The following is a 24,177-nucleotide window of genomic DNA, read 5'->3' on the forward strand; positions in this document are numbered from 1 at the left end:
GGCAATGACGCCCAGGCTCAATGGCGGCCACCGGCGTCACCTGGACCCTTTGTTGAAGATCCATTGGATGGATCGAACCCTTCTCGCGTGGCTATCAGGACCCGCTTCGGCCGACTCAATCTTGCGGTGATGTGTGCGCCGTAGAGGGAGCGTAGTGGCAGTGAAACTGCTCCCTCAATTGGTTCTTCAGCACTTTTCCCGTCGCGCCAAGAGGAAAGCCATCGACAAAGACGACGTCGTCAGGCTTCCACCATTTCGCCAGCTTGCCATCGAAGAATGCGAGGATGTCCTCTTTGGCCAGGCTGCTACCCGGTTTCCTGACGATCAACAGGAGTGGACGCTCGTCCCACTTGGGGTGCTGCGTTCCAATGCATACCGCGCTCGCCACTTCAGCATGCAGGCAGGCGACGTTCTCGATGTCGATCGAGCTGATCCACTCGCCGCCGGATTTGATCACGTCCTTGCTCCGATCGGTGATCTGCATGAATCCATCGCGGTCGATCCTGGCCACGTCACCGGTGGCAAACCAGCCATCCTCCAGTGCTGCCGTGGTTTCGTCCCGATAGTAGCTGCGTGACACCCAGGGGCCACGCACGAGGAGGTTGCCTACCGCGGCGCCATCCCAGGGGAGTTCCGCGCCTTCGGCGTCGACGATCTTCATGTCAATGCCGAAGACGACCCTGCCTTGCTTGGCCTGGATGGCATGGCGCGCATCCGCCGACATGGAAAGCTGATGGTGTTTGAGACTGCACACGGTGCCGACGGGACTCAGCTCCGTCATGCCCCAGGCATGCAGCACCTCGACCTGGTGGCGATCCTGGAACTGCACCGTCATTGCGGTAGGGCAGGGAGCGCCGCCAATCACCGTTCGCCGCATCGACGAGAACGTCCTGCCAAGTTCGGCAGCGTGCGACAGCAGGCCTTGCCACACGGTGGGCACGCCCGCCGACATCGTGACCTGTTCCGACTCGATGAGCTCGTAAAGCGATTTGCCGTCGAGCGCGGGTCCCGGGAAGACCAGCTTGGCGCCCACCATGCAGGCGATATATGGCAGTCCCCATGCATTGACATGAAACATCGGCACGACGGGAAGAATGGTGTCGCGCGCCGAGCAGTTCAGCGCGTCCGGCAGCGCTGCCGCGTAGGTGTGCAGCACGGTCGAGCGATGGCTGTACAGCACACCCTTGGGGTTGCCCGTGGTGCCGGAGGTGTAGCAGAGGGACGATGCGGTGTTCTCATCCAGTGGCGGCCAGACGTAGTCATCGACGTGGGCCTCGATAAGGTCCTCATAGCAGAGCATCGAGACCTTCGAATCAACCGACGCCGGCATATGGCTCGGATCGCACATTGCCACGAAGAGCCTCGGCTTGGTCATCCGAGCCGCCAAGGCCTCGATGATCGGAAGGAAGCCGAGGTCGAAGAAGACGACCTGGTCGTCGGCATGCTCGACGATATAGGCGAGCTGATCGATGTGCAGGCGAGGGTTGATGGTATGCAGCACGGCACCGGATCCCGACGCCGCGAAATACAGCTCCATGTGGCGATAGCCATTCCAGGCCAGCGTGCCCACGCGGTCGCCCGGCCGGATGCCCAGGCCCTCGAGGGCATTGGCCATGCGGCGTGCCCGCTTGGCGAGGTCGGCGAACCGATAGCGATGAAGATCGCCCTCGACCCGTCGAGACACCACTTCCTGATCAGCATGATGCCGTTCGGCGTGCATCAGAAGAGAGGCAACCAGGAGAGGTTGCTCCATCATCAAGCCTTTCATTGTCAGCCGCTCCGGCTTTAGTCATCAATCACTGCGGGTGCCAAGGTCGCGGCCTCGCACCGATGCTTGCAAGTCGCCCTGCATCTGCCCAGGGAAAGCGCAGATGCAGGGCGTGCTTTGATCAGAGCAAGCTCCGATCAGAACGTGGTCTGGAAGGTGAAGTCGACGTAGTTGCGATCACGCAGCAGCGAAGCGAGACCGGCACTCGAGGTCACCTGGCCAGCTGCGTTGGTGGCGACGCGGCCTTCGAAGCCGATGTACTTCAGGTCGAAGCGGTATTTGGAGCGTACGTCCGCACCCACGCCGATGGAGAAATTGCCGTTGCCCTTGTTGCCGCCGAAGGTCACCGCGGAATTGCCCACCAGGCCCATCGAATAGGTCAGCGGCAACAACAGGTCGACGCCCGGATAGACCTGGAACCAGGTCGGGGTGAAGTTCACCTGGGTGCCAATGAAATCCTTGGTCGGCTTGTCGATGCCGGTATAGGTGGGAGCGCCCAGGAACGCTGCGGCGTTCTGCGTCACCTTGTCCCAGCGGTTGTAGGTGAACTCGACCACGTAGTTGGCGGTGTCAAACAGCGGGGTCTTCGGCACGATGCCGGCAAAGTCGGTGACGGCGTGCCAGGTATCGCCACGGGCGCCGGCGGTCTGCCCCTGTTCGGGCAGGGTGCTGATGGCCCCAGGAACCTTGCTTGCCAGTGCAGCCGGCAGTAGCTGAATCGGCACGCTGACCAGCGGCATGTTGTGGCGGTAGTTCACTTCCGCACTCACGCTGACACCGAGGATCTGCTTGGCGAAGCTGGCTCCGTAGATATCGATGTCGCTGGCATAGCTGGCCATGTACTGGCCGATATTGCCTTGGAGGATCTGGGAGACACTGGCCATGGACGGGTCGATATAGCAAACCGTTGGCGTGATCGACTTGTAGCCGAGCTTCTTGCAGACCGCGGCGGGCACGTTGGGCGCCACGGCAGGCGCCACGATCACCTGCGGCTGGATATCCGAGGTCTTGCGGTAGTACAGGCCGATGGTGGAATCGATCAGCTCCGGTGTCCAGCGCATCGCCAGGCCCCAGTCGCCATGGTCACTCGGCGTGATGTCGTTGCCGCGCAGCACGCGCTGGGCCGCATTGATGTACAGCGACTGGCCACCCTGCAACACCGCGTCATTGGGGGCCATGTAGGAACCCGACTCGGGGTAGAACACCTGCTCCCAGCCCAGGTAGTACTGGCCTTCGATCGAAAGCGTGGGCGTTGCCTGCACCTGCGTCGACACCTGCGGGCGCGGGCGGAACAATTCCTTCGCCGTCACGCCTGGCACGGTGAGCAGCTTGCCGATGTCGAGCGAAGCCTGGCCGTAGCTGAGCGAGTTGATCGGATTCAGCAGGGCTTCGCCCCAGAACACGGTGTAGCGACCGGCCTTGGTATTGACGTTGACGTCGTCCACGTCGAAGTTGCCGAACGCGAACGCATCGAGGATCTGCCCGGAAGGTCCGTGGAAATAGCGGTTCGTGTAGTTGGGCAGGCCGAGCGCGGGCGCACCGTTGACGATGTGGTTGGACGACGCGACGTGCGTGTTGTCCAGCGACTCATAGGCCTGGTCGTACCAGCCGTCCGCGCTGAGGCGAAAGCCGTAGTTCTTCTTGTAGACGAAGTCGAACTCGCTCAGCACGTCAAGTCGATTGGTGACGATTGAGTTGTTGCCGAAATTGCGATCACCGTCGTCGTAGTTGGGGCTGGCGAGAATCGACCCGTCCTGTTGGTGAGCGCGATGGCCAAGGTTGTAACGAACGGTATTGTCCCAACGAATCGAAATGTCCGGGTTGCCGGTGTCGATCTCGACAGCCTGGGCGATTCCCGTGAACCCAAGCGCAGCCGCCACGGCAAGCGCCATCAGACGGATGGCCGTCCCACTCCGGCGCCTGTTCGCCCCATAAACGTTCTTCATGCAGCACTCCTCCCCCTAAAGCCAATCTGCAATCCCGTCGGGGGTCCAACACACCTGCATCCGCACCATGTACCTGGTACGGGACGCGTCGCGCCGCACGTGGGCCGTAGCCATGGTGCGGCCTGGTTGTCGGTACTCCACACGCGGGTACGTGTCGCCAAGCAGCCTCAGAAACTCCCCCCCCCCGGGCCACGCGACGAATCTCATACCGGTGCCAACGCTTCGGACCGGTCAGCCCACGACCGAACCGTTCGGCGCGATATGAGCGATGCCAGGACCGTCACGACCGGTGTTGAGCCAGCCGGCCGTGTTTGTTCCGGTCTATTGAGAGTCATGCGGCCGCCTTCGAAAGGCCCCCCCCACTCCGATGGGGGAGGGGCGTCTCATGCAGAACAAGCGCGAGAGGCCTCGACAATGCATGAGGCAAGCTGGGCGCGATGGCGTGCTTGGGTGCTGCGACGATGACCATCGAGGCGCGTCGTCTTGGCGCCGACGCGTGCATTCGACCAGCCATCCTGGACCCTACGTGCGCATCGTCGTGCGTGGGACTCGCCATGGCCCAGTATGGGCCGCGCGCGTTTCAGGCCAGCGATTTCAGCATGGCCATCGCGAGCTCCTCCGGCGGCTGCGCACCCATGCGGGGCACGCGATCTTTCAGCACGAAGCCCGGCACGCCCGCGATGCCCTGGTGCCGGGCGTCATCGAGCCATCGCGGCAACGGTGTCCCGTGCATGGGCGCGACCAGCAGAGCGAGCGTGCGAGCGCGCTCAAGACCAAACGCTTCACCGATACCTGCAAGCACCTGCAGGTCGCCGATATCCTCATTGCGACAGAAGAATGCGTCGAACAGACGATCGATGAGCTGGGCCTGGAGCGCATGACCACCCGACTGCCCGGCGTGTTCTATCAGCCGATGCGCGGCAATCGTATTGGGCATGAGCTCGATGTGCTCAAAATCGAACTCCACCCCAGTGGCCAGCCCGACCTCGCGAACCTGGCGACGACGTGCCTCGACGGCGCTCGCCGAGCCCAGGCGCTTCAGGTAGAAGGCCTGGAACGGGACGCCTGAAAGTGGCAGATCCGGCAGTAGCGGCAGCGACTTCCACTGCACGACGACTTCCACATCCGGGTAGCCAAGCCTGAGCAAGTCGATCGCCTGCTCGAGCTGCCGCTTTCCGATCAGGCACCAGGGGCAGACGAGATCGAAATAGAACTCGACGGCGATGCGCCGCTGCAGCGTTTTTGCATCGACTTCCGCTGGGCAGCTCATCGCAGCGAATCGATGAGTGTCTCCGCCAACGGCCACGGCCCGTAACCCGCGGCAGGGTTGAGGTGGCCGACATCGCCGAGCTCGACGAGGCGGCTGCCCCAGGCATCGGCCAGTCCGGCAGCGCGCTGGGCGCTGCACAGCGGATCGGTGCTGCTGGAGGCGAGCGTACTGGGAAATGGCAGGCGTCCGCGCGGAACCGGCAGCCAGCCGTTGTCGCTGAGTGCTTCCATGGTCGGATAACCGGCCGGCATCGGCGATTCCAGGTCGGCCGGCGCGGCGAGCAGCGCGCTATGGATGGGACGATGCTGCCGCTGTGCCCAGTGCACCGTGATCAGCACGCCGGCACTGTGCGCGACCAGAATCACCGGGCCGTCGATGTCGGCGAGCGTCTCGTCGAGTGCCGCCACGCGCGCTGCAAGGCTGAGCTTGTCATGTTGCAGTGGCGGCACCGAGCGGGAGCCGGGAAGCTTCGCTTCGAGCAGGGTCTGCCAGTGCTCGGCGACGTGGTCGCGCAGCCCGGGCACGAACAGGATCGTCGGGTTCGAGAGGTTTTGCATCGATGGCGAATCCGTGGATGAAATATCAGTGCGCCGGCGTGGATGCCGAGGCCTGGATGCGTGCGAGATCGTTGGCGTAATGGCGGCGACCCATCCAGAACGCGGTCGCCGCGAACACCGCCATCAGCGGAATCCACTTGAAGGCGCCGAGCAGGCCGATGTGGTCGGCCAACAGGCCGGTAAGCACGGGGCCGGGCGCGAGCCCCAGCAGATTGTTTGCGAGGGTGAGCGTGGCGAACGCGGAGGCGTGGATCGGCGTCGGCGTGAGATTCGCGACCATCGCACCGGCCGGACCGGCCGTGCCGGCGGCGAGGAACATGCCCAGACCGATCATGCTCAGCTGGCCGGGTCCCGGCGGCAACTGGAACGCAATGCCGAGCATGATCGCCGTGATCAGGCAGAACGCGATGGCCATGGCCATCTTGCGCGATGGCAGGCGACGGCATAGGCGATCGGTGATGGCACCGCACATCACCATGCCCAGGGCGGCGATCAGCACAAAGGCGGCTGCGCTGACGCCGGCCTTGTCGGGCGTCATGCCGTAGTAGCGGTTGAGGAAACTGGGCAACCAGGCCATCACCGCAGCCATGATGAACAGCTGCAAGCCACTGCCGATGTAGGCGCAAATCACCGATGCGCTGGAAAACAGGCCGCTGAACAGGCTGCGCAGCGACAGGCGAAAGCCTGGCTCGGAGGCACCCGGGCGCAGGCCTTCGCCGCCACGCTCGCGAAGCCTGCGCTCGCTCACCGTCACCGCATAGAGCAGCACCAGTGCGCCGCCGAAGGCCGCCATGGCGGCGAACGCCCAGCGCCAGCCGAGATGCGTGGCGAGAATGCCGCCCAACGCCATGCCGGCGACCGAACCAAAGGCGCCACCCGCCATGAAGGCGCCGGTGAGGGTAGAGCGCAAGTGCGCAGGGAACACGCTGATGATCAGCGCAACGCCGACGCTGCCATAGGCGGCCTCACCCAGGCCGACAAAAAAACGTGCGGCGAACATCTGTCCGAAGCTCGTTGCCAGGCTGCAGGCAAGCGTGGCGAGGCTCCACAGCGTGGCCATCAGGATGATGCTGCGTACGCGTCCCCAGCGGTCGGCGAGCACCGAGAGCGGGAAGGTGAGCAGGCCTACCAGCAGCGCGACGATGCCGGAGAGCGAGCCCAGCTGCGTATCGGACAAGCCCCATTCGGCCTTGAGCAGCGGAAAGACCGCATTGAGCACCTGGCGCGACATGTAGTCCGACAGCAGCAGCCCGAACGTGAGGGCGAACACGAGCCACGCGTAAAAGCGCGGCGTAGCGGTGGACGTGGCAAACGTCTGCGGTGAAGCTTCGGCGTAGTGCATTCCCAAAACGGTATCCTCGCCAGCATCCATGCCGTGATTGATGGCGCGATTGCGCGTCTCACGCGGTGGGTCGCCGGGTGGAGCGCCCACGGCGCTCCGCCCGGCGACGGTGACGGCTCAGGCAGCGAGCTCGGTCAGACTACGCTTGGCTGGCTTGCGATTCGGCGAAAAGCCGTTGGCGGCCAGGGTCTCCTCGATGGTGTCGTAGAACACGCCGATCTTCAGGATCTCGCGCGCCTCCTTGCCATTGGCGACCTCGCGACCGAATTCGCGCGACATGCGCACCAGCTGTTCGATCTGTTGCACCGTCGTCATCTTGCCGGTGCGCGACTGGTTCCACAGGTTGTCCTCGATGCCGCAGCGCACGTGCAGGCCCATGGCGATGCCCATCATGTTGATCGGCAGCACGTTGCGCATGCTGCTTTCGACCGTCAGCATGGTGCCGTCAGGGATGGCGCGCACGAAGTTGGCCAGGCTGTAGATGGTGGGCTGGTCCATGCCGCCGCCGATCGCCACCCAGTTGCACACCAGCGGGCCCTTGTAGACGCCGCGGCGGATCAGGCGCTCCACCGTCTCGTAGCTGTTGATGTTGTAGAACTGGAACGCGCTCTGGATGCCGGCGGCGGTGAGGCGCTTGACGTGCTCCTCAATGAAGCCTGGGCCGGAGGGCACGATCATCTCGCGATAGGCCTGGTAGTTGTGCGGCTCGGCCAGGGAGGTGCCGGCGAGATCCGCCATTTCCATCTGCTCGACCACGTTCATCTGGGTCGTGTTGACGGTGACCGTCACCTGGTCCGGCTTGGGGTCGAGTTCGGCCAGCATGTGGCGGGTGTCGTCCTGCAGCCACTGGGCGGCGGCGCCGTCGGACTCGGGCGCGAAGGAGATCGAGCCGCCGACCTGGATGACCATGTCCGGCACCGCCTTGCGTACGCCGGCAATCAGTTCATTGAACATGGACAGCCGCTTGGAGCCCTTGCCGTCCAGCTCGCGCACGTGCAGGTGCAAGACCGAGGCGCCAGCGTTGTAGCAGTCGACCGCCTTCTGCACCTGCTCGGCCATGGTGACGGGAATGTCTTCCGGAAAGTCCGAAGGAATCCACTCGGGACCATAAGGCGCTGCAGTGATGACCAGCTTGTCCTGGTTTTCGGGAAACAGCGAACCGTCGAGGAAATTCATGGCTTGTCCTGTTGATATGGAGTGGTAGGGGCAATTCAGAACGTGGCGCTGCCGATGATGCCGGCGCGTTCCATCTTTCGATGGCAGGGCGGGTAATCCATGACGGCATAGTGTTGGGTGGAACGGTTGTCCCAGATGGCGACGCTGTTCTTCTGCCAGCGCCAGCGCACCTGGTACTCGGGGATATAGGCCTGGCTGATCAGGTAGCTGAGCAGTTGGCCTGCACCCGGGTTGGCGTCCTGGCCGAAGCGCACGTTCTCCCTGGTGTGGAAGTTGCTGAAGTGCGTGGTGAAGGCGTTGACGAACAGCACCTTCTCGCCGGTCTCCGGATGCGTGCGCACCACCGGGTGCTCGGCATCGGGATATTGGGCCTTGAGCGCGAGGCGCCTTTCGATCGGCATCGCCGCGCCGAACGAGGCCTCGATGCTGTGGCGTGCCCGCAGGTTGGCGATCTGCGCCTTCACGTGCTCGGGCAACATCTCGTAGGCAAGCGCCATGTTCGCCCACATGGTATCGCCGCCCACGGGCGGGCATTCCACGCAGCGCAGCACGCAGCCCATCGGCGGCGCCTCGCGCCAGGTGGCATCGGTATGCCAGGCGTTTTCGTAGCGGTCGATCGGCGTGTCGGGCGTCTTGTAGATCTGCACCAGGCCCGGCGCATCGGGATGGCTGGGCGCCACCGGATGGTCCTCCAGCTCGCCGAAGCGGCGCGCGAAGGCCACGTGGTCCTGGCGGCTGATGTCCTGGTCGCGCAGGAACAACACGCGATGTTTGAGCAGGGCCGCCTTGATCTCGGCGAACAGGGCCTCATCGTGGGCGGCGTCGGCGAGGCTCACGCCGAACAGTTCAGCGCCGATATGACAGGTCAGTGGCTCGATGCGCATGGCAGTTCCTCAGAGGACAAAGATCGACGAGCCGGTGGTCTTGCGCGATTCCAGGTCGCGGTGGGCCTGCACCGCATCCTCGAGCGCATAGCGCTGGTTGATCTCGATCTTGATGCGGCCGGACGCGACCTGGCTGAACAGCTCATTGGCGAGCTCGGCCTTTTCGGCGGGATCCGCGATGTAGTCGGCCAGCGCAGGGCGGGTGAGGTATAGCGAGCCCTTCATGGCGAGGATCTGCGGGTCGAACGGCGGGATCGTGCCGGAGGCGGTGCCCACGCAGACCATGAGGCCACGACGACGCAGCGAATCGAGCGACGCCATGAACGTGTTCCTGCCAACCGAATCGAACACGACCGACACACCCTTGCCGTCGGTCAGCTCGCGCACGCGCGCGGCGACGTCTTCGTGGCTGTAGTTGATGGTTTCGGCACAGCCATGGGCGCGCGCAACCGCGGCCTTCTCGTCGGTCGAGACCGTGCCGATCACGCGCAGGCCGAGCAGCCTGGCCCATTGGGACACGATCAAGCCGACGCCACCGGCGGCGGCGTGCAGGAGAATCGTCTCGCCCGCCACGAACGGGTAGATACGGCGCATCAGGTAGGCCGCGGTCAGTCCGCGCATGGTCATTGCGGCAGCGGTTTCGCTGTCAATGGCGCTTGGCAGGCGGACCAGCGGAGCGGCCGGCACCAGGCGGGCCGTGCTGTACGCGCCGAGCGTGTTGAGAAATCCCGTGTAGGTGACGCGGTCGCCCACGGCGACGTTGGTCACGCCCACACCGACTTCCTCGACAATGCCTGCCGCCTCCACGCCAATGCCGTTGGGCAGCGGAATCGGGTAGGTGCCGTTGCGGAAATAGGTGTCGGCGAAATTCAGGCCCACCGCCTGGTGGCGCAGCCGCACTTGGCCTGGGCCGGGCGCACCGACCTCGACTTTCTCATAGCGCAGCACGTCAGGGCTGCCGGCCTCGTAAAAGCGGATTGCATGTTCCACGCGATACTCCTTGACTCAAAATTCGGGCGGGGTGCGCCTGAGGTGTGGCGGGTGACGCGCTACGGGTCGGCTGCATCTGGCGCGAAATTGACGATGCGCGAGAACAACCGCCGATGCTCGGCCTCGTTCTCTTCATCCCTGCCGCCGTCGCGGCTGTCGACGAAGGCAGCGTGAACCGCGCGCCAGTCCGCTTCGGTGAGATAGCGCTCGGCGGCCGGGATGATCACGCCTTCCTCGCGCCCCATGTGTTCCCACATGAAATGTGCGTACTGTTCGACGGCGTCACGCAGCTCGCCGAGGGTGGCGGCGCTGCGGTCGTAGCGCTCGAGCAGGGCGGCGTGTGCCTCGACCAGGGAACGACCGCGCTCGTGCTGGCGTTCCAGCTCGTCCAGCTCGGCATGGAACACCGCGGTCCGTTCGCGCAAGCGCTTGTACAGCTGGTCGTGTCCTTTCACGCGGCGCGCGGCGGCCGGGAATTCCATGATGTAACGGACCATGGCCCGCATCAGCGGCACATCGGCGCTACCACCTTGTTGTGAATAGGTGTTCACCAGACGCAGCCAGGCATGCAGGACCGCGGCTACCGAGCGGTGTTCTTCACGGATCCTGGCAATCACCGGATTGGCGTTGCCCAACTCACGCATCGAAGACACCAGCACGGGCAGTTCGCCGTGCGTCAGCACGTTCAGCGTCTGCGAGCCGAGCGTCGTGCCGGTGCGCGCCTTCTGACCGTGCGAGGCCATGAAGACCAGGTCGCAGCCGGCGTCGCGCGCCACCTCGAGGATGGCCTCGTACGGCGTACCGCCGCCGCGCACTTGCGAAGCGCACGGCACCCCGAGCGCACGGGCAGCCGATTCCGCCATGGTGAGCAGCGCGCGCGCGCGGTCCTGGTAGGTATCGCGGTACTCGGCCGGCGAAGCCGGGCGCACTACGTCGGCGTCGCCAGCCGCCCGTGAAGCATGCTCCGCCTGGACATGCAGAAAAGTCACACGCGCGCCCAACGTATGCGCGAACTTGACGGCCCGACTGACCGTCTCGATCGATAGTTCGGTGTCATCGAGTGGAACAAGCAGATGACGGTACATACTGACTCCTGACAGGTGTGCTACCCGTGAACCTGGACGGGGCCGGCCCACCAGCGCCGGACGCCGATGAAACCCACCGCTGCTGCCGTGAAGGGGAGTCTCCGCCGCCCGCGCCCGATGCCGCCGATCGCAGGCCTGGATTTTCGAGAGCCGGGCCCGGTCGCAAGACGCTCCACTTCAAGTCGTTCACGCCGGCGTCGCAGCCGGGAGTCCCCCAACCCTAAAACGTTGCGAGGCCAAGCCTAGGTCTGGTCACCCATGTGCTCCCCCCCCGGCTAGGAGGGGGGCGGGTGGCTCGATAGCGAGTGGTCACGAGCGGCGCGGCGTGCCTACAATGTCTTGCGATCGTGCACCGCACACGCTCGCGGACTTCATCGGTCGGCGCGCCTCCGTGCCAGCGATCGCGTCACCCGTTCGGAGACCTTGCTCCAGCGCACCACGGGAACCTGTCTGATGGCCACCACCTCCAGCGAGGCCGTACCCGCCATCGCCGAGCTTGTTCTGAAGACCATGCCTCCGCGGACGCCTCGTCATCGGCTGGTCCGTCCGCGGCTCGGTCTGGACGACGAGCAGTTTCGCGATTGCCCGCTGATTCTCGTGCAGGCACCGCCCGGCTTCGGCAAGACCTCGCTGCTGGCTCAGTGGCGACACGAATTCCTGGCGCGCGGTTCGGCCGTGGCCTGGATCTCCGCCGATGGCAGCCCCGACCCGCAGCGCGTGCTGCACAGCCTGGTGCTGGCGGTGCGAATGGGCTGCGGCCGCCCGAATTTCGGTGCCACGCTGCTGGAAGGCGGCGCGTCGACCATGGGCGATCTGGAGAGCATCACGGCCTGGTTGAGCGAGGTGGCCCAGGCTTCGCTGTCGCTGGTATTGATGATCGACGAGGCCGAGCGGATGTCCGCCAACAGCCTCGCAGCGCTCGACTACCTGCTGCACAACGCGCCGCCGAACCTGCGCGTGGTGGTGGCTGGACGTGGCGCGCTGGACGGCATGGTGGCCGATCTGCGCACCTACGGCCAATGCACGTCGGTCGGCATCGAGAGCCTGCGTTTCACCCTCGAGGAAACCATCGCCCTGGTGCGCAATCGCGTTGGCAGCAAGGCCGATGCCGACACCTGCGCACGCCTGCATGACATGACCGAGGGTTGGCCGCTCGGGCTGCAACTCGTGCTGGCGGCGATGGAGCGCGGTAGCGACCCACGCAGCATTTTCGGCACCCATTTGTCCGGTTCCCGCAACCAGCTGGTCGAGGCACTCACGGCCGAGCTGGCACCCGAAGACGTGGCCTTTCTCACGCGGATCGCCGTGGTCGAGCAGTTGCATCCGGACCTGTGCATGGCCTTGACCGGCGATGCCGAGGCGCCGCAACGCCTGGCACGGCTGGCTCGTGACACGCCCATCTTCGTGGTGGGCGAGGATTCGGAGTGGTACCGCCTGCACGCGCTGGCCTGCGATGCACTGCGCGGCCACCTGGCGGAACTGCCGGCGCAGGAGCGCGCCGAGTTGCACGGCAGGGCGCAGGCCTGGCTGGCAGCGCACGGCATGTTCACCCAGGCCGCACGGCACGCACGCGAAGCGGGGCGGGAGGGTGTGGCCTTCGAGCTGGCCCAGCAAGGCCTCTACGAAGCCGTCACGCAAGGACACATCGGAACCGTGCGCGACTGGCTCGAACTGCTGCCCGAAGTGGTGCTGGACCAGCATCCGCGGCTACGCCTGGCGGCGGCCTGGGCCTTGGCGGTGAGCGAGCGTCATGAGGAAGCCGAGCGCATGGTCGGCTTGATCCTCTCGCGTCCGGACGTCGATGTCGCCTTGCGTTACGAATGCGTGCTGATTGCCAGCGGCGCGGCCTATTTCGCCGACGATCCCGATCGCTGCGTGGCCATGTTTGCGCCATGGAGCGAGGCGCCGCCCGGGATCGAGCCTCGCATGCGCTGGATGCATGTCAACCGCCAGGCCATGCTTGCATTGCTGCAGGGCGATCCGGTGCAGGCGCGCCGCCTGCTGCAAAGCGCTGCGCGCCCGGATCTGCCACAAGGGACCGATTATGTGGCGCGCTGGGGCGAGTTCATCATCGGACTCAGCTATCTGTGGGAAGGGCAAGTGCGGCTCGGCGAGGAGGGGTTGCGGCTCGCCCTCGGTTCCATCGACGCCAAGCTCGGTCGACGGCACCCGCTTTCCTGCATGATCGCGGCGCTGCTGGCGGCGGCGGTGTATGAGGAAGGGCGACTGGACGAGGCGGTGGCGCTGCTCGCCAACCGGCTCGATGTGCTCGAACGCGTGGCGGCGCCGGAGGCCATCCTGGTGGGCTATCGCACGGCCACGCGGATAGCCGCTGCGCAAGGCGAGGAGCACCGCGCGCTCGACATCCTGGAGGCCTTGTTCTCGATTGGCGAGACGCGCCGCCTGCCGCGCCTGTGCATTGCCAGTCTCAGCGAACAGATCCGCGTGCACGCCGGACGCTTTCGTCGCGAGACCTGCGCCGCCCTGATCGCGCGGATCGATCAGCTGGTGGCCTCCGAAAGTCCCCGGCGCGGGCCGCTCTGGCGGCGCAACGTGGAGTTGCTTAGCGCCATGGCGCATACCTATGCCGCGATGGCGGCACAGGATTGGCCCCGCGTGCTCGAGGCCATCGCACATGCGGTGCCGCTGGCCGAGCAGGCGCGGCTTGGCCGCTCTCGCATCGAATGCATGACCCTGCGCGCCTATGCGCTCGATCGTAACGGTGAAGATGGCCGCGCCCTGCTGCACGAGGCAATGAGCCTTGCCCGCACCTACGGCCTGACGCGCATTTTCGCCGACACCCACCCCGTGGCGGCGGACTGGGCCTATCGCATGGCGGACGAGGGGAGTGGTGCGGCGGGGAACCCATCGACGCCGCAGGCACGGGTGGTCAACCCGCCGCCCGAGCAGCATCAGGGCGGGCCGCGCGTGGTGCCAAGCATGGTGCTGACGCCGAAGGAGCGTGAAGTGCTGGAGCTGCTCGCCCGCAATCTGTCGAACAAGGAAATCGCCCAGGCCATGGCGGTCGGCGAGGCCACCATCAAATGGCATCTCAAGAACCTGTTCAGCAAGCTGGGCGTGGGTACGCGCCGGCACGTGGTGCACCGGGCCCAGATGCTTGGACTGATCCAGGGGCTGGAATAGCGCGATGCGGCGCCATCGGCGGCCGCGTGCTTGCGATGAAACCTGACGGCCTGGTTGGCCGGCCAGCCTCCCTGCTTGGCGAGTGACGAACCCCTCCCCCGACGTTTTGGGGGGGGTGTACTTCGCTGCGCGACCAACAATGGTACCGACCGCCTTCGTGCGGCTGCGTTCCTCTGAGGGCGGAGTCGGCGACTGCGGACGAGAAGAGCTAGGGCGACGTAGCAAGCATCAGCGATGTGCAGTTGCACATCGGGAGCCGACCAGACCAAACCGGTCGGTGGATGCGACGCAGCCTGTGCTTATGCAGCGGGGGGAGGTGATGCGAAGCGTGCTAGCGCAAGCATTGCGCCGCTGGAACCCGACAATCGAAACACCATTGTGAGGAGCATGCGCATGCAATTCCGCAAAGCCCTGATGGCTGGGGCCGCCGCCGTCCTATGCTGCGGCGTAGGGCACGCCAGCGTGTCGTCCGAGGACGCGCACAAACTCGGTACCACGCTTACCGGCGTAGGCGCCGAAATGGACGGCAGCAGCGACGGTGCCATTCCCGCCTATACCGGCGGACTCACCACGGTACCTGCTTCGTTCAAGGCCGGCAGCGGCATTCGTCCCAACCCCTTCGCCAACGAGAAGCCCTTGTTCTCGATCGACGCGAAGAACATGGACAAGTACGCGGGCAACCTGACCGAAGGCACCCGGGCCTTGATGAAGAAATACCCGGGTTATCACATCGACATTTATCCGACGCATCGCACCGCGGCCTTTCCGAAGTTCGTGGTGGAGAACACGGCCAAGTGCGCGATCGAGGCCAAGACGGCTGCGAACGGTCGCTCGATGAGCGGTTGCCACGCGGGTTTCCCGTTCCCGCTGCCGCAATCGGGCTTCGAGGCGATGTGGAACCACCTGGTGCGCTTCAACGGCGTCGCCTATGCCGCCCGCTATCGCAACTACAACGTCGATGCGTCGGGCGGCGTGGCGCTCACCACGGAAGGCGACGCCTCCGAGGAATACCCGTACTGGGATGTGAGCAGGCCCGATGCCGACGTCTATTGGCAACAGCGCCTACTCTATACCGGCCCGGCACGTCGCGCTGGCGAGGCGTTGCTGATCGTCGACCCGCTCAACTACGAAGACAAGGGTCGTCACGCCTGGCAATACCTGCCGGGGCAGCGGCGCGTGAAGGTGGCGCCTGACCTGGCGTTCGATACGCCAAACCCGGGCTCGGGCGGCGCCTCGACGTTCGATGACGTGTTCCTGTTCAATGGCTCGATGGATCGCTACGACTTCAAGCTGGTGGGCAAGAAGGAGATCTTCATCCCCTACAACGCCTACAAGATGGCGTACGACACCAAGGCGCAGGACCTGCTCAAGCCGAACTTCATCAATCCGGACGACGTGCGCTGGGAACGGCATCGCGTGTGGGTGGTCGAGGCCACGCTGGTGCCGGGCAAGCGCCATATCTATAGCAAGCGCACGTTCTATCTCGACGAGGACAGCTGGGCAGCGGTCGCCTCCGACGCCTATGACGCGCGCGGCCAGTTGTTCCGCACCGGCTTCGCGTATGTCACGCCGAGTTACGAGGTACCCGCGCCGATTGCCGACCTGCACGGCATCTATGACCTGATCGCGGGCTCCTACTCGTTGACCGGCTTTACCGGTGAAACCGGTGGCTACCGCTACACCAAGCCGATGACGGAGCGCGACTGGGCCCCGTCATCGCTGGCCGGCTCGGGCATTCGCTGATCGCGCTGGACGGCGCCGTCGTGGCGGGTGGGACAGCTTCCTGCTGTCCCACCCGCCATCGCTAGAACAACCGTGGAGATGGCATGCAGATCCGCTGCCGCTCCCATGGCGGCGAAACACGCTCCGATGCGTGCCGTGTCTCCACCCCACCTGCACGCGTCGCCTTGGATGACGCTTGTTGCCCGGCATGGGCAGGCGCCGCGCCCGGCGCTCGGGGATCCAACAGTAGGCCTTACGTCTTCCGGGACTTCCGATGTTTTTGCATAGAGTTCGACGCGCGCTGGTTGCGCTTGCCTTCATGTCGCCAGCGCTTGCGTTCGCCGGCTTCACCGACGTCCTGGATACGCCAGCGAGCGCGAGCCCACTCGCGTCCAAGGGTTTGCTCAATGGACTGGCGTTGGCCGGCAAGCGCATCGTCGCCGTCGGTCAGCGCGGCCAGATCGTCTATTCGGACGACGCCGGCGCCAGCTGGCGACAGGCCTCGGTACCGGTCGCATCCGATCTCGTCGCAGTGAGCTTTCCGACGCCGCAGCAGGGTTGGGCCGTGGGCCATGACGGGGTCGTGCTTCACAGCAGCGATGGCGGCGCCACCTGGGCCAGGCAACTGGATGGGCGACGCGTTGGCCCGTTGATGATGGAACAGCTGCGCGCGCGGGCCGCCCGCGGCGAACTGGGCAGCAGCGCGGACGCCGCTGCCTTGATCGAAGAAGCAGCCCGCATCGCGGCACAGGGCGCCGAGAACCCGTTCCTCGACGTCTGGTTTGCCGACGAGCACAACGGCTTCATCGTCGGCGCCTTCAACTTGATCTTCCGCACCACGGATGGCGGCAAGACCTGGGTCTCGTGGTTCGATCGCACCGAAAACCCCGATCGCCTGCACCTGTATGCGGTGCGTGGCGTGGGTACGGACGTCTATATCGCGGGCGAACAGGGCCTGCTGCTCAAGCTCGACCGCGAGGCCGACCGCTTCCATGTGCTCGCCACACCTTACAAGGGCACCTATTTTGGCGTCATCGGCAGCGGCGACGCGGTCGTCGTCTACGGCCTGCGTGGCAACGCCTATCGAAGTACCGATGGCGGCACGCATTGGCAAGCGATCGACACCGGCATCCAGGAAGGGCTGACCGGCAGCACCGCATTCGGTGCGCAGGGTCTGGCCCTGGTCAGCCAGGCAGGCAACCTGCTGGTGAGCCGCGATGACGGTGCGCACTTCACGCTGTATCGCCAGCCCAAGCCTGTACCCGCTTCCGCCGTTGCCGTTGTGGGCGATGCCACTGTGATCGCCGGCGCGCTTGGGGTGAAAACCCAGGCGTCGCACTGAGAAGCTTGGGAGACAAGCACGATGAACGTTGAAACCATGTCGCTCGACCGCATGCCGGTTGTTGGCGCGCTTCACGAATTCGATACCAACTCCGGCAACGTGCTGGAGCGCCTGGTGTTCAACCACCGCTTCGCCATGATGCTGGTATGCGCACTGGCGACGGTGCTGCTGGGCTGGGTGGCGGTGACGAGGCTGAGCTTCAACGCCAGCTTCGAGAAGATGATCCCGAGCAACCACCCCTATATCCGCCATTACCTGGAAAACGCGAACGAACTGCGCGGCCTGGGCAATTCCTTGCGCGTGGTGGTCTCCGTCGACGATGGCAGCATCTTCGATCCGAAGTACCAGGAAGCACTGAAGAAGATCAACGACGAGCTGTTCCTCACCCGCGGCGTCGATCGCGCGGGGCTGAAGTCGCTGTGGACACCCGCCGTGCGCTGGACCGAAGTCACCGAAGAGGGCTTTCGCGGCGGCCCGGTGATGCCCGACAACTACGACGGTTCGCCGCAGCACACCGCCCAGCTCAAGCTCAATATTGCGCGTGCGGGCATCGTCGGGCGCTTCGTTGGCAACGACTTCAAGTCCAGCATGATCTTCGTGCCCTTGCTGTCCAAGGACCCGGAGACCGGCGCGGCCATCGACTACCGCGCGCTGTCGCACACCCTGGATGACCTCCGAAGCCGCTACGAGGCCACGCCGGGCGTGAAGATCCACCTGCACGTGATCGGCTTCGCCAAGCTCGTCGGCGACCTGATCGACGGACTGGTCAAGGTGATGGGATTCTTCGCCATCGCCGCGCTGATCGCCATGCTGGTGATCTACGGCTATACGCGCTGCGTGCGCAGCACCGCCCTGGTCATCCTGTGTTCGGTGGTGGCCGTGGTGTGGCAGCTTGGCCTGGTGGCCTTGCTAGGTTTTGCGCTGGACCCGTTCTCGGTGCTGGTGCCGTTCCTGATCTTTGCGATCGGCGTCTCGCACGGCGCACAGAAGATGAATGGCATCATGCAGGACATCGGCCGCGGCACGCACCGGCTTGTGGCCGCGCGTTATACCTTCCGGCGCCTGTTCCTCGCCGGAGTCACCGCATTGTTGGCGGACGCGGTGGGTTTCGGCGTGCTGATGCTGATCGACATCCCGGTGATCAAGGACCTCGCGCTCACCGCCAGCATCGGCGTGGCCGTGCTGATCTTCACCAACCTGTTGTTGCTGCCGGTGCTGCTGTCCTTCAGCGGCGTCGATCCCGTCGCTGCCCAGCGCAGCCTCCGTTCCGAGCGTGAGCGCGCCGAGGGGCGGGGAACCGGCGTGGTCTGGCAGGTACTCGAACGCTTTACCACGCGCCGCTGGGCCGTGGCTGCGCTGGGCGTTGCCGCGGTGCTTGCGGGTGCCGGCCTGATGGTCAGCAAACACCTGAAGATCGGCGACCTCGAGCGCGGCGCCCCCGAGTTGCGGGCCGATTCACGTTACAACCGCGACAACGCCTACATCACCGGCAACTACTCGCTCTCCAGCGACATGTTCGCGGTGATCGTGAAGACGCCCGCCGAAGGCTGCCTCAAGTACGTCACCCTGGTCGAGGCGGATCGCCTGGCCTGGGCGTTGCGCCAGGTGCCCGGCGTGCAGACCACGATCTTCCTCGGCGACGCGGTGCGCCAGATCACGGCGGGCTCGTACGAGGGAAGCCCCAAGTGGCTGACCATTTCGCGCAACCAGGACGTGCTCAACTACGGTGCGCAGCAGGCCTCGGTCAACAATCCGGACTTGTTCAACAACGCCTGTTCGGTGATGCCGGTGATCGCCTATCTCAGTGACCATCGCGCCGAGACGCTGGATCGCGTGGTGGCCGCCGCCGAGGCCTTTGCTGGCAGCCATGCTGGGACCGGTCGCGAATACTTGTTGGCCGCTGGTACCGCGGGTATCGAGGCGGCGACCAATATCGTGGTGCGCCAGGCCGACCGCACGATGTTGTTCTATGTCTACGGCGCGGTGATCGTGCTGTGCTTCATCACGTTCCGCTCCTGGCGCGCCGTGGTGGTCGCGGTGGTGCCGCTGATGCTCACGTCGATCCTCTGCGAAGCACTGATGGTTGCGCTGGGCATTGGAGTGAAAGTCGCTACGCTGCCAGTGATCGCGCTCGGTGTAGGCATTGGCGTCGACTACGCGCTGTACCTGCTGTCGATCCAGCTCGCCCAGCAGCGCGCCGGCGTGCCGTTGGAGGATGCCTACCGCCATGCCGTGCAGTTCACCGGCAAGGTCGTGGCCCTGGTCGGCGTCACGTTGGCGGCGGGCGTGGTGACGTGGGCCTTCTCGCCAATCAAGTTCCAGGGCGACATGGGCATCCTGTTGACCTTCATGTTCCTGTGGAACATGGTCGGCGCCCTCGTCCTGATCCCGGCGCTGTCCCATTTCCTGCTGCGCAAGGCGACTTGAGGCGCGCCGGCTGGACCGAAGGGCTGCGTCGGCGCAGTGGGCGGGCAGTGCCTTCGGGACTTCATCAGGTGTTTGCGGCACATGCTTCCGATAGCCGATAACGCCACCCGAAGCTGCTGGAATGGAGGCGCTCGCTTCGCAGCGTGGCGAACGCCTCCTCGCCGGCAAACCATCTCCGCCCGAGCGAAGACTCGCCCACCCCACTAGCCCCAGCCGCCATCGGTGGTGTTAAGTTGCGCGACCATTCACTTGCTCGTCGGAGCCCTCCATGTCCCGTGTTCGTCCTGCCGGTTCGCCGGTTGCTGCGTGTCGTAAGTTTTCGTGCCTGGCCTTGGCCGTAGCGGCGGCGCTCGCGGCCGGTGCCGTGACGGCGCAGCAGGCGCGCACCGACGATGTGCCGCCGCCGCAGGACACGCCGTACGTCGGCACGGTGGGCCTCCACGTCGATGCCAGCGACACGGCCCAGGGCATCTTCCGCGTGCATGAAACGATTCCGGTGAAGCCGGGTGCCTTGACCCTGCTGTACCCGCAGTGGATTCCCGGCGACCATTCGCCCACCGGTCCCGTCGCCATGCTCGCTGGCCTCTCGCTCAGCGCCAACGGCAAGCCGATCGCGTGGAAGCGCGACAAATACAACGTGTACGCGTTCCATCTCGACGTGCCCGCCGGTGTCTCCTCGATCGATGCGGCGTTCCAGTACCTGTCGGGCCGCACCGACAGCGAGGGCTTCGACATCACCGATCGCATGATGGACATGGAATGGAGCAAGGTGGCGCTGTATCCCGCCGGCTACTACACGCGTGGCATCACCTTCGCGCCCAGCATGAAGCTGCCGCACGGCTGGCAGCTGGGCACGGCGCTTGAGACGGCCTCGAAATCGGGCGACACCGTCACCTTCAAGCCGGTGACGTTCAACAACCTGGTCGATTCGCCGGTCTATGCGGGCCAGTACTTCAAGCGCGTCGAGCTCAACCCGGGCGGCGACGCGCCGGTGTATCTGGACCTCGTCGCCGATGCGCCGAAGTACCTGGAGATGACGCCCGAGCAGCTGAAGGTGCACCGCGCCCTGGTGACGCAGGCGGTGAGCCTGTTCGGCTCCCACCACTACGACCACTACGATTTCCTGTTCTCGCTGTCGGATCAGCTGGGCGGCAACGGCACCGAGCATCACCAGTCCAGCGAGGATGGCCTGGGCAGCGACTACTTCGCCGGCTGGAACGACGCGGCGCCCGAGCGCGACTTGTTGGCGCACGAGTACGCGCATTCCTGGAACGGCAAGTTCCGCCGCCCAGCCGACCTGTGGACGCCGAACTTCAACGTGCCGATGGGCGACTCGCTGCTATGGGTGTACGAGGGGCAGACGCAGTACTGGGGTTTCGTGCTCACCGCGCGTGCCGGCATGTGGTCGCCGCAGCAGTTCCGTGACGCCCTGGCCATGGTGGCGGCCAACTACGAGCGCAACCGCGAAGGCTTCCAGTGGCGCACGCTGGAGGACACCACCAACGACCCCACCATCGCCCGTCGTTCCAGCCTGCCGTACCGCAGCTGGCAGATGAGCGAGGACTACTACAGCGGCGGCCAGATGATGTGGCTGGAGGTGGACGCCAAGCTGCGTGCCCTGACCCATGACCAGAAATCGCTGGACGATTTCGCGCGCGCGTTCTTCGGCGTCGACAACGGCAGCTACGTGACCAAGACCTATACCTTTGACGACGTGGTGGCGGCGCTCAACGGCGTGGCGGCGTACGACTGGGCGAGCTTCCTGCGCGCGCGCGTCGACGCCATCAATCCGCCGCTGCAGAACGGCCTCGCGGCCACCGGCTGGAAGCTGGTCTACACCGACAAGGAAAGCGAGTACGAGAAGCAGTACAACAGCCGCTCGGAACCATCCCGCCACTTGTACAACTTCGCCTGGTCGATCGGCCTGACCATGAACGACAAGGACCAGGTCAACGACGTGCGCTGGAACGGTCCGGCCTTCAAGGCCGGCGTCAGCACCGGCGCCACCGTGGTTGCCGTGAACGGCCAGAACTATTCCAGCGACGTGCTGAAGGACGCGATCACGGCGGCCAAGGACAGCAAGGCACCGATCCAGCTGCTGCTGAAATACCAGGGCAGCTACCGCACGGTGTCGGTCGACTACCACGGTGGCCTGCAATACCCGCATCTGGTGCGCGTCGAAGGTACGCCTGACTACTTGAGCGAGATCATCGCGCCGCGCAAGTAAGCGCCGGCGTGGACGGCAGCGCAGGGCGTGGGCATGCCACGCTCCTGCGTGTGCTCGCCAGAGGGATAGACCGTGCGCCAGAGCCTCAGCGACCCTGGCGCACCACGGCACCCGCTAGAACTTGTACGTGATCATCAAGCGGTTGTAGGTGAACGACTCGTTGCCCGGATTGAGATTGCCGGCGCCACCGACGGAGCGCTCCCAGCGATTGCGCAGGGTCAGGCCCTTCAACACGCTGTCCATGTTGTAGACGATGTCGAAGTAGACATTGTGGCTGTCGCCACGATATTCCGTGGTGTACTTGGCGTAGGACGCCACCAGTTGCAGCTTGTTGTCGAAGAAGTTGTACGAAGCCCTGGCCTTCCAGGCGTGGCCGGGACCGGTTTCGACCAGGCCACGGATCATCGACGTCGTGAACAGCGGGTCGGTGGCGTAATTCGTGGTGTACGGGGAGATCAAGGCGCCGCCGCCCACCGCGCCCGATTCCTGCTGCAGCTTATTGTAGGCGAAGTCGATACGACCGTTATAGGCCGAGGTGCCGATATCCGCACCCCAGGCCTCGCTGCGCACGCGCGTGCCCGCCAGGCCAAACAACTTGGTGTGGGTGTCCACCAGGATGTTGTCGTTGCCACCGTTCTCGTTGACGTACTGCAGCGACAGGAAGGGATTGAAGTGCGTACCGGTCTTCAGCGTGTACGTACCATCCACGTAGCCCATTTGCGCGAAATTGATGAAGTCGTAATACCAGCCCTGGGCTTTCACCGCGTCATTCGTGTAAGTCGTACCCGCTGCCCAGACGCCATCGAAACGGGGAGCCGTCCCCGGCAGCGATCCGTTGTTTCCAAACATCGAGTCGCCATCGAAGTTGGATGGGTAATACAGGTTGTTGTAGTACATGCCGGTAGACGTGCGGCTCTTCCAGCTATAGGTGCGGATGCCGTAGAGGTTCCAGCCGGTGATCGGCGTGAGCCCAACCAGGATGGCGTTGTACGAGGAAGGAATGACGCGCGAATCGTTCTTGCCCATCCACGGTGTGTCGAGGTACTGGTAGCCGCCACGCACCAACAACCAGTCATCCTTGAACTGCGCGTAGGCCTGGCTGAACGCGCCGATGGAGTTGTTCGGCCCCATCAGCGAGGTGTCGATCTTTGCCAGCGTGTCCGACTGCGTGCCCAGCGAGTTGGCGGTAACGAACGATCCGCCGAAGCTGAAGCCGCCGAGAAAGTCGCCGGTGTGTGCGTTGATCAGTGCCGCCAGCGAGAACGCACTCGCATTGGGCGTGTTCGGTGTTTCGTACAACCTGTCGAAGTTGTACATGCGCAGCTCGCCGTCGACGTGGCCGTTGGCGAAGATGTCGTTCGAGTCCTGGTTGTCGGCATGCGTGACGGTGGTAAAGATGCCCAAGAATACCCATGCCACTGCAGCGGCCAGCTTCTGTCGCATACGATCTCTCCCCAGAGTGTCAACACGCCATGGCGTTCCCGCCATTCGGATTTCGCGTATTTCACCAAAATCCCACGCCCCGTTGCGCGGATTGTAACCAAATTGAAATAAATGGCGACGTTGCCGAGCCGCGGTCCAGCTTGCGCGCACCGCCCGGAAGCTCCCCGGCAGTACGCTTGGGGCGGGCTCGTCCAGGAACACATCATCGACCAGGCATAAAACGTCTCGGCCAAGAGGTAGCTCTGCCATGCACCACTCACGACTCTGTGCTGTGCTGATCGACTGCCATGTTGCGGATCTTGACCAGGCCGCCCGCTTTTGGGCCGAGGCGCTGGGCCGCCCCGTCGATCCGGATCATCCCGGCACCCGCGGCAACTACCGCATGCTGGAGACCCCACCCGACGAACCCATCGTGCAGATCCAAAGAGTCAGCCACGAGAGCCGGGTGCATATCGACATTGAAACCGACGACATCCCGGCCGAGGTAAGTCGCCTCGAGGGGCTGGGCGCCAGCGTGGTCAGTCGATTGGAGCGGTGGGTCGTCATGCAGGCGCCGACGGGGCAGCGATTCTGCGTCGTACGCCTGCAGCGACCAGGTTTTCCCAAGAACGCGAACCGCTGGCCGTAAGGCGTTTGATGGGAGTCGGCGTGCGTGACAGGGTGGGCCATGGCGCCTGGTCATGGTTCGGCCCGGGCGCCTGGCATACCAGCAAGTCTGTTGATGCCGCTTCCATTCCTTGGTGCGCCCTCCCTTTTGAGGCGTCCTGCATTCGGTGCATGATGAAACGCACGGGTCGCTGCCTTGGGCGGGTGCTCCCATCTATCGACCAAGGCGGCCATCTGTCGGCCATTGC

Annotated in this window: 16 protein-coding genes; 6 read left to right on the plus strand and 10 right to left on the minus strand. The window is 64.8% G+C overall.

The window, feature by feature from the left end; all coding sequences use genetic code 11:
* Window positions 1–115: 115 nt before the first annotated feature.
* The 9 genes from OUZ49_RS11160 to OUZ49_RS11200 form a co-directional block, all read right to left on the minus strand.
* Window positions 116–1,768 (minus strand): 3-(methylthio)propionyl-CoA ligase, encoded by a 1,653-nt coding sequence (locus OUZ49_RS11160; RefSeq protein ID WP_266150484.1) that lies wholly within the window; start codon window positions 1,766–1,768, stop codon window positions 116–118.
* A gap of 137 nt (window positions 1,769–1,905) precedes the next feature.
* Window positions 1,906–3,714, minus strand: a complete 1,809-nt coding sequence (locus OUZ49_RS11165) for a DUF1302 domain-containing protein (protein WP_266150485.1) — start codon at window positions 3,712–3,714, stop codon at window positions 1,906–1,908.
* A gap of 580 nt (window positions 3,715–4,294) precedes the next feature.
* A complete protein-coding gene (locus OUZ49_RS11170; RefSeq protein ID WP_266150486.1) occupies window positions 4,295–5,020 on the minus strand; it encodes a DsbA family oxidoreductase in 726 nt (241 codons plus the stop codon).
* Window positions 4,981–5,541: an RBBP9/YdeN family alpha/beta hydrolase gene (locus tag OUZ49_RS11175; protein ID WP_266150487.1), complete on the minus strand. Its 561-nt coding sequence runs from the start codon at window positions 5,539–5,541 to the stop codon at window positions 4,981–4,983. The genes OUZ49_RS11170 and OUZ49_RS11175 overlap by 40 nt, the downstream gene beginning before the upstream one ends.
* Before the next feature lie 25 nt (window positions 5,542–5,566).
* A complete protein-coding gene (locus OUZ49_RS11180) occupies window positions 5,567–6,973 on the minus strand; it encodes an MFS transporter (RefSeq protein WP_266150488.1) in 1,407 nt (468 codons plus the stop codon).
* Window positions 6,974–7,000: 27 nt separating this feature from the next.
* Entirely contained in the window at window positions 7,001–8,059 is a 1,059-nt protein-coding gene (locus tag OUZ49_RS11185) for a beta-keto acid cleavage family enzyme (RefSeq protein ID WP_266150489.1), read from the minus strand.
* A gap of 35 nt (window positions 8,060–8,094) precedes the next feature.
* On the minus strand, window positions 8,095–8,943 hold the full coding sequence (locus OUZ49_RS11190; protein ID WP_266150490.1) for a TauD/TfdA dioxygenase family protein: 849 nt from the start codon (window positions 8,941–8,943) through the stop codon (window positions 8,095–8,097).
* A gap of 9 nt (window positions 8,944–8,952) precedes the next feature.
* Window positions 8,953–9,933 carry a quinone oxidoreductase family protein gene (locus tag OUZ49_RS11195; RefSeq protein ID WP_266150491.1) on the minus strand — a complete coding sequence of 327 codons (981 nt, stop codon included), beginning with the start codon at window positions 9,931–9,933 and terminating at the stop codon, window positions 8,953–8,955.
* A 59-nt stretch (window positions 9,934–9,992) separates the two neighbouring features.
* Entirely contained in the window at window positions 9,993–11,018 is a 1,026-nt protein-coding gene (locus tag OUZ49_RS11200; protein WP_266150492.1) for a universal stress protein, read from the minus strand.
* Window positions 11,019–11,471: 453 nt separating this feature from the next.
* On the opposite strand from OUZ49_RS11200, the gene OUZ49_RS11205 reads away from it, so the two are divergent.
* The 5 genes from OUZ49_RS11205 (at window position 11,472) to OUZ49_RS11225 (ending at window position 21,880) form a co-directional block, all read left to right on the plus strand.
* Window positions 11,472–14,162: a winged helix-turn-helix domain-containing protein gene (locus tag OUZ49_RS11205; RefSeq protein WP_266150493.1), complete on the plus strand. Its 2,691-nt coding sequence runs from the start codon at window positions 11,472–11,474 to the stop codon at window positions 14,160–14,162.
* 393 nt (window positions 14,163–14,555) lie between these two features.
* Window positions 14,556–15,905, plus strand: coding sequence for a DUF1329 domain-containing protein (locus OUZ49_RS11210; RefSeq protein WP_266150494.1), 1,350 nt, complete (start codon window positions 14,556–14,558; stop codon window positions 15,903–15,905).
* 253 nt (window positions 15,906–16,158) lie between these two features.
* Complete coding sequence (locus tag OUZ49_RS11215) at window positions 16,159–17,226, plus strand: WD40/YVTN/BNR-like repeat-containing protein (RefSeq protein ID WP_266150495.1); 1,068 nt, start codon at window positions 16,159–16,161, stop codon at window positions 17,224–17,226.
* Between the two features lie 21 nt (window positions 17,227–17,247).
* Entirely contained in the window at window positions 17,248–19,653 is a 2,406-nt protein-coding gene (locus OUZ49_RS11220) for an efflux RND transporter permease subunit (RefSeq protein WP_266150496.1), read from the plus strand.
* 268 nt (window positions 19,654–19,921) lie between these two features.
* Entirely contained in the window at window positions 19,922–21,880 is a 1,959-nt protein-coding gene (locus OUZ49_RS11225) for a M61 family metallopeptidase (protein WP_266150497.1), read from the plus strand.
* A 114-nt stretch (window positions 21,881–21,994) separates the two neighbouring features.
* On the opposite strand, the gene OUZ49_RS11230 is transcribed toward OUZ49_RS11225, so the two are convergent.
* A complete protein-coding gene (locus OUZ49_RS11230; protein WP_266150498.1) occupies window positions 21,995–23,323 on the minus strand; it encodes a hypothetical protein in 1,329 nt (442 codons plus the stop codon).
* Between the two features lie 247 nt (window positions 23,324–23,570).
* On the opposite strand from OUZ49_RS11230, the gene OUZ49_RS11235 reads away from it, so the two are divergent.
* Window positions 23,571–23,951, plus strand: coding sequence for a VOC family protein (locus OUZ49_RS11235; protein ID WP_266150499.1), 381 nt, complete (start codon window positions 23,571–23,573; stop codon window positions 23,949–23,951).
* Window positions 23,952–24,177: the final 226 nt, after the last annotated feature.

This window comes from Dyella halodurans (assembly GCF_026283925.1).
GTDB classification, from domain to species: Bacteria; Pseudomonadota; Gammaproteobacteria; order Xanthomonadales; family Rhodanobacteraceae; genus Dyella; species Dyella halodurans.

What these genes read in the sequence shown, in the direction of transcription:
- OUZ49_RS11225 (WP_266150497.1), top strand. Translation starts at nt 19,922, where the DNA reads ATGTCCCGTGTTCGTCCTGCCGGTTCGCCGGTTGCTGCGTGTCGTAAG.
- OUZ49_RS11160 (WP_266150484.1), bottom strand. Translation starts at nt 1,768, where the DNA reads ATGAAAGGCTTGATGATGGAGCAACCTCTCCTGGTTGCCTCTCTTCTG.
- OUZ49_RS11190 (WP_266150490.1), bottom strand. Translation starts at nt 8,943, where the DNA reads ATGCGCATCGAGCCACTGACCTGTCATATCGGCGCTGAACTGTTCGGC.
- OUZ49_RS11165 (WP_266150485.1), bottom strand. Translation starts at nt 3,714, where the DNA reads ATGAAGAACGTTTATGGGGCGAACAGGCGCCGGAGTGGGACGGCCATC.
- OUZ49_RS11220 (WP_266150496.1), top strand. Translation starts at nt 17,248, where the DNA reads ATGAACGTTGAAACCATGTCGCTCGACCGCATGCCGGTTGTTGGCGCG.
- OUZ49_RS11185 (WP_266150489.1), bottom strand. Translation starts at nt 8,059, where the DNA reads ATGAATTTCCTCGACGGTTCGCTGTTTCCCGAAAACCAGGACAAGCTG.
- OUZ49_RS11230 (WP_266150498.1), bottom strand. Translation starts at nt 23,323, where the DNA reads ATGCGACAGAAGCTGGCCGCTGCAGTGGCATGGGTATTCTTGGGCATC.
- OUZ49_RS11235 (WP_266150499.1), top strand. Translation starts at nt 23,571, where the DNA reads ATGCACCACTCACGACTCTGTGCTGTGCTGATCGACTGCCATGTTGCG.
- OUZ49_RS11200 (WP_266150492.1), bottom strand. Translation starts at nt 11,018, where the DNA reads ATGTACCGTCATCTGCTTGTTCCACTCGATGACACCGAACTATCGATC.
- OUZ49_RS11215 (WP_266150495.1), top strand. Translation starts at nt 16,159, where the DNA reads ATGTTTTTGCATAGAGTTCGACGCGCGCTGGTTGCGCTTGCCTTCATG.
- OUZ49_RS11205 (WP_266150493.1), top strand. Translation starts at nt 11,472, where the DNA reads ATGGCCACCACCTCCAGCGAGGCCGTACCCGCCATCGCCGAGCTTGTT.
- OUZ49_RS11175 (WP_266150487.1), bottom strand. Translation starts at nt 5,541, where the DNA reads ATGCAAAACCTCTCGAACCCGACGATCCTGTTCGTGCCCGGGCTGCGC.
- OUZ49_RS11210 (WP_266150494.1), top strand. Translation starts at nt 14,556, where the DNA reads ATGCAATTCCGCAAAGCCCTGATGGCTGGGGCCGCCGCCGTCCTATGC.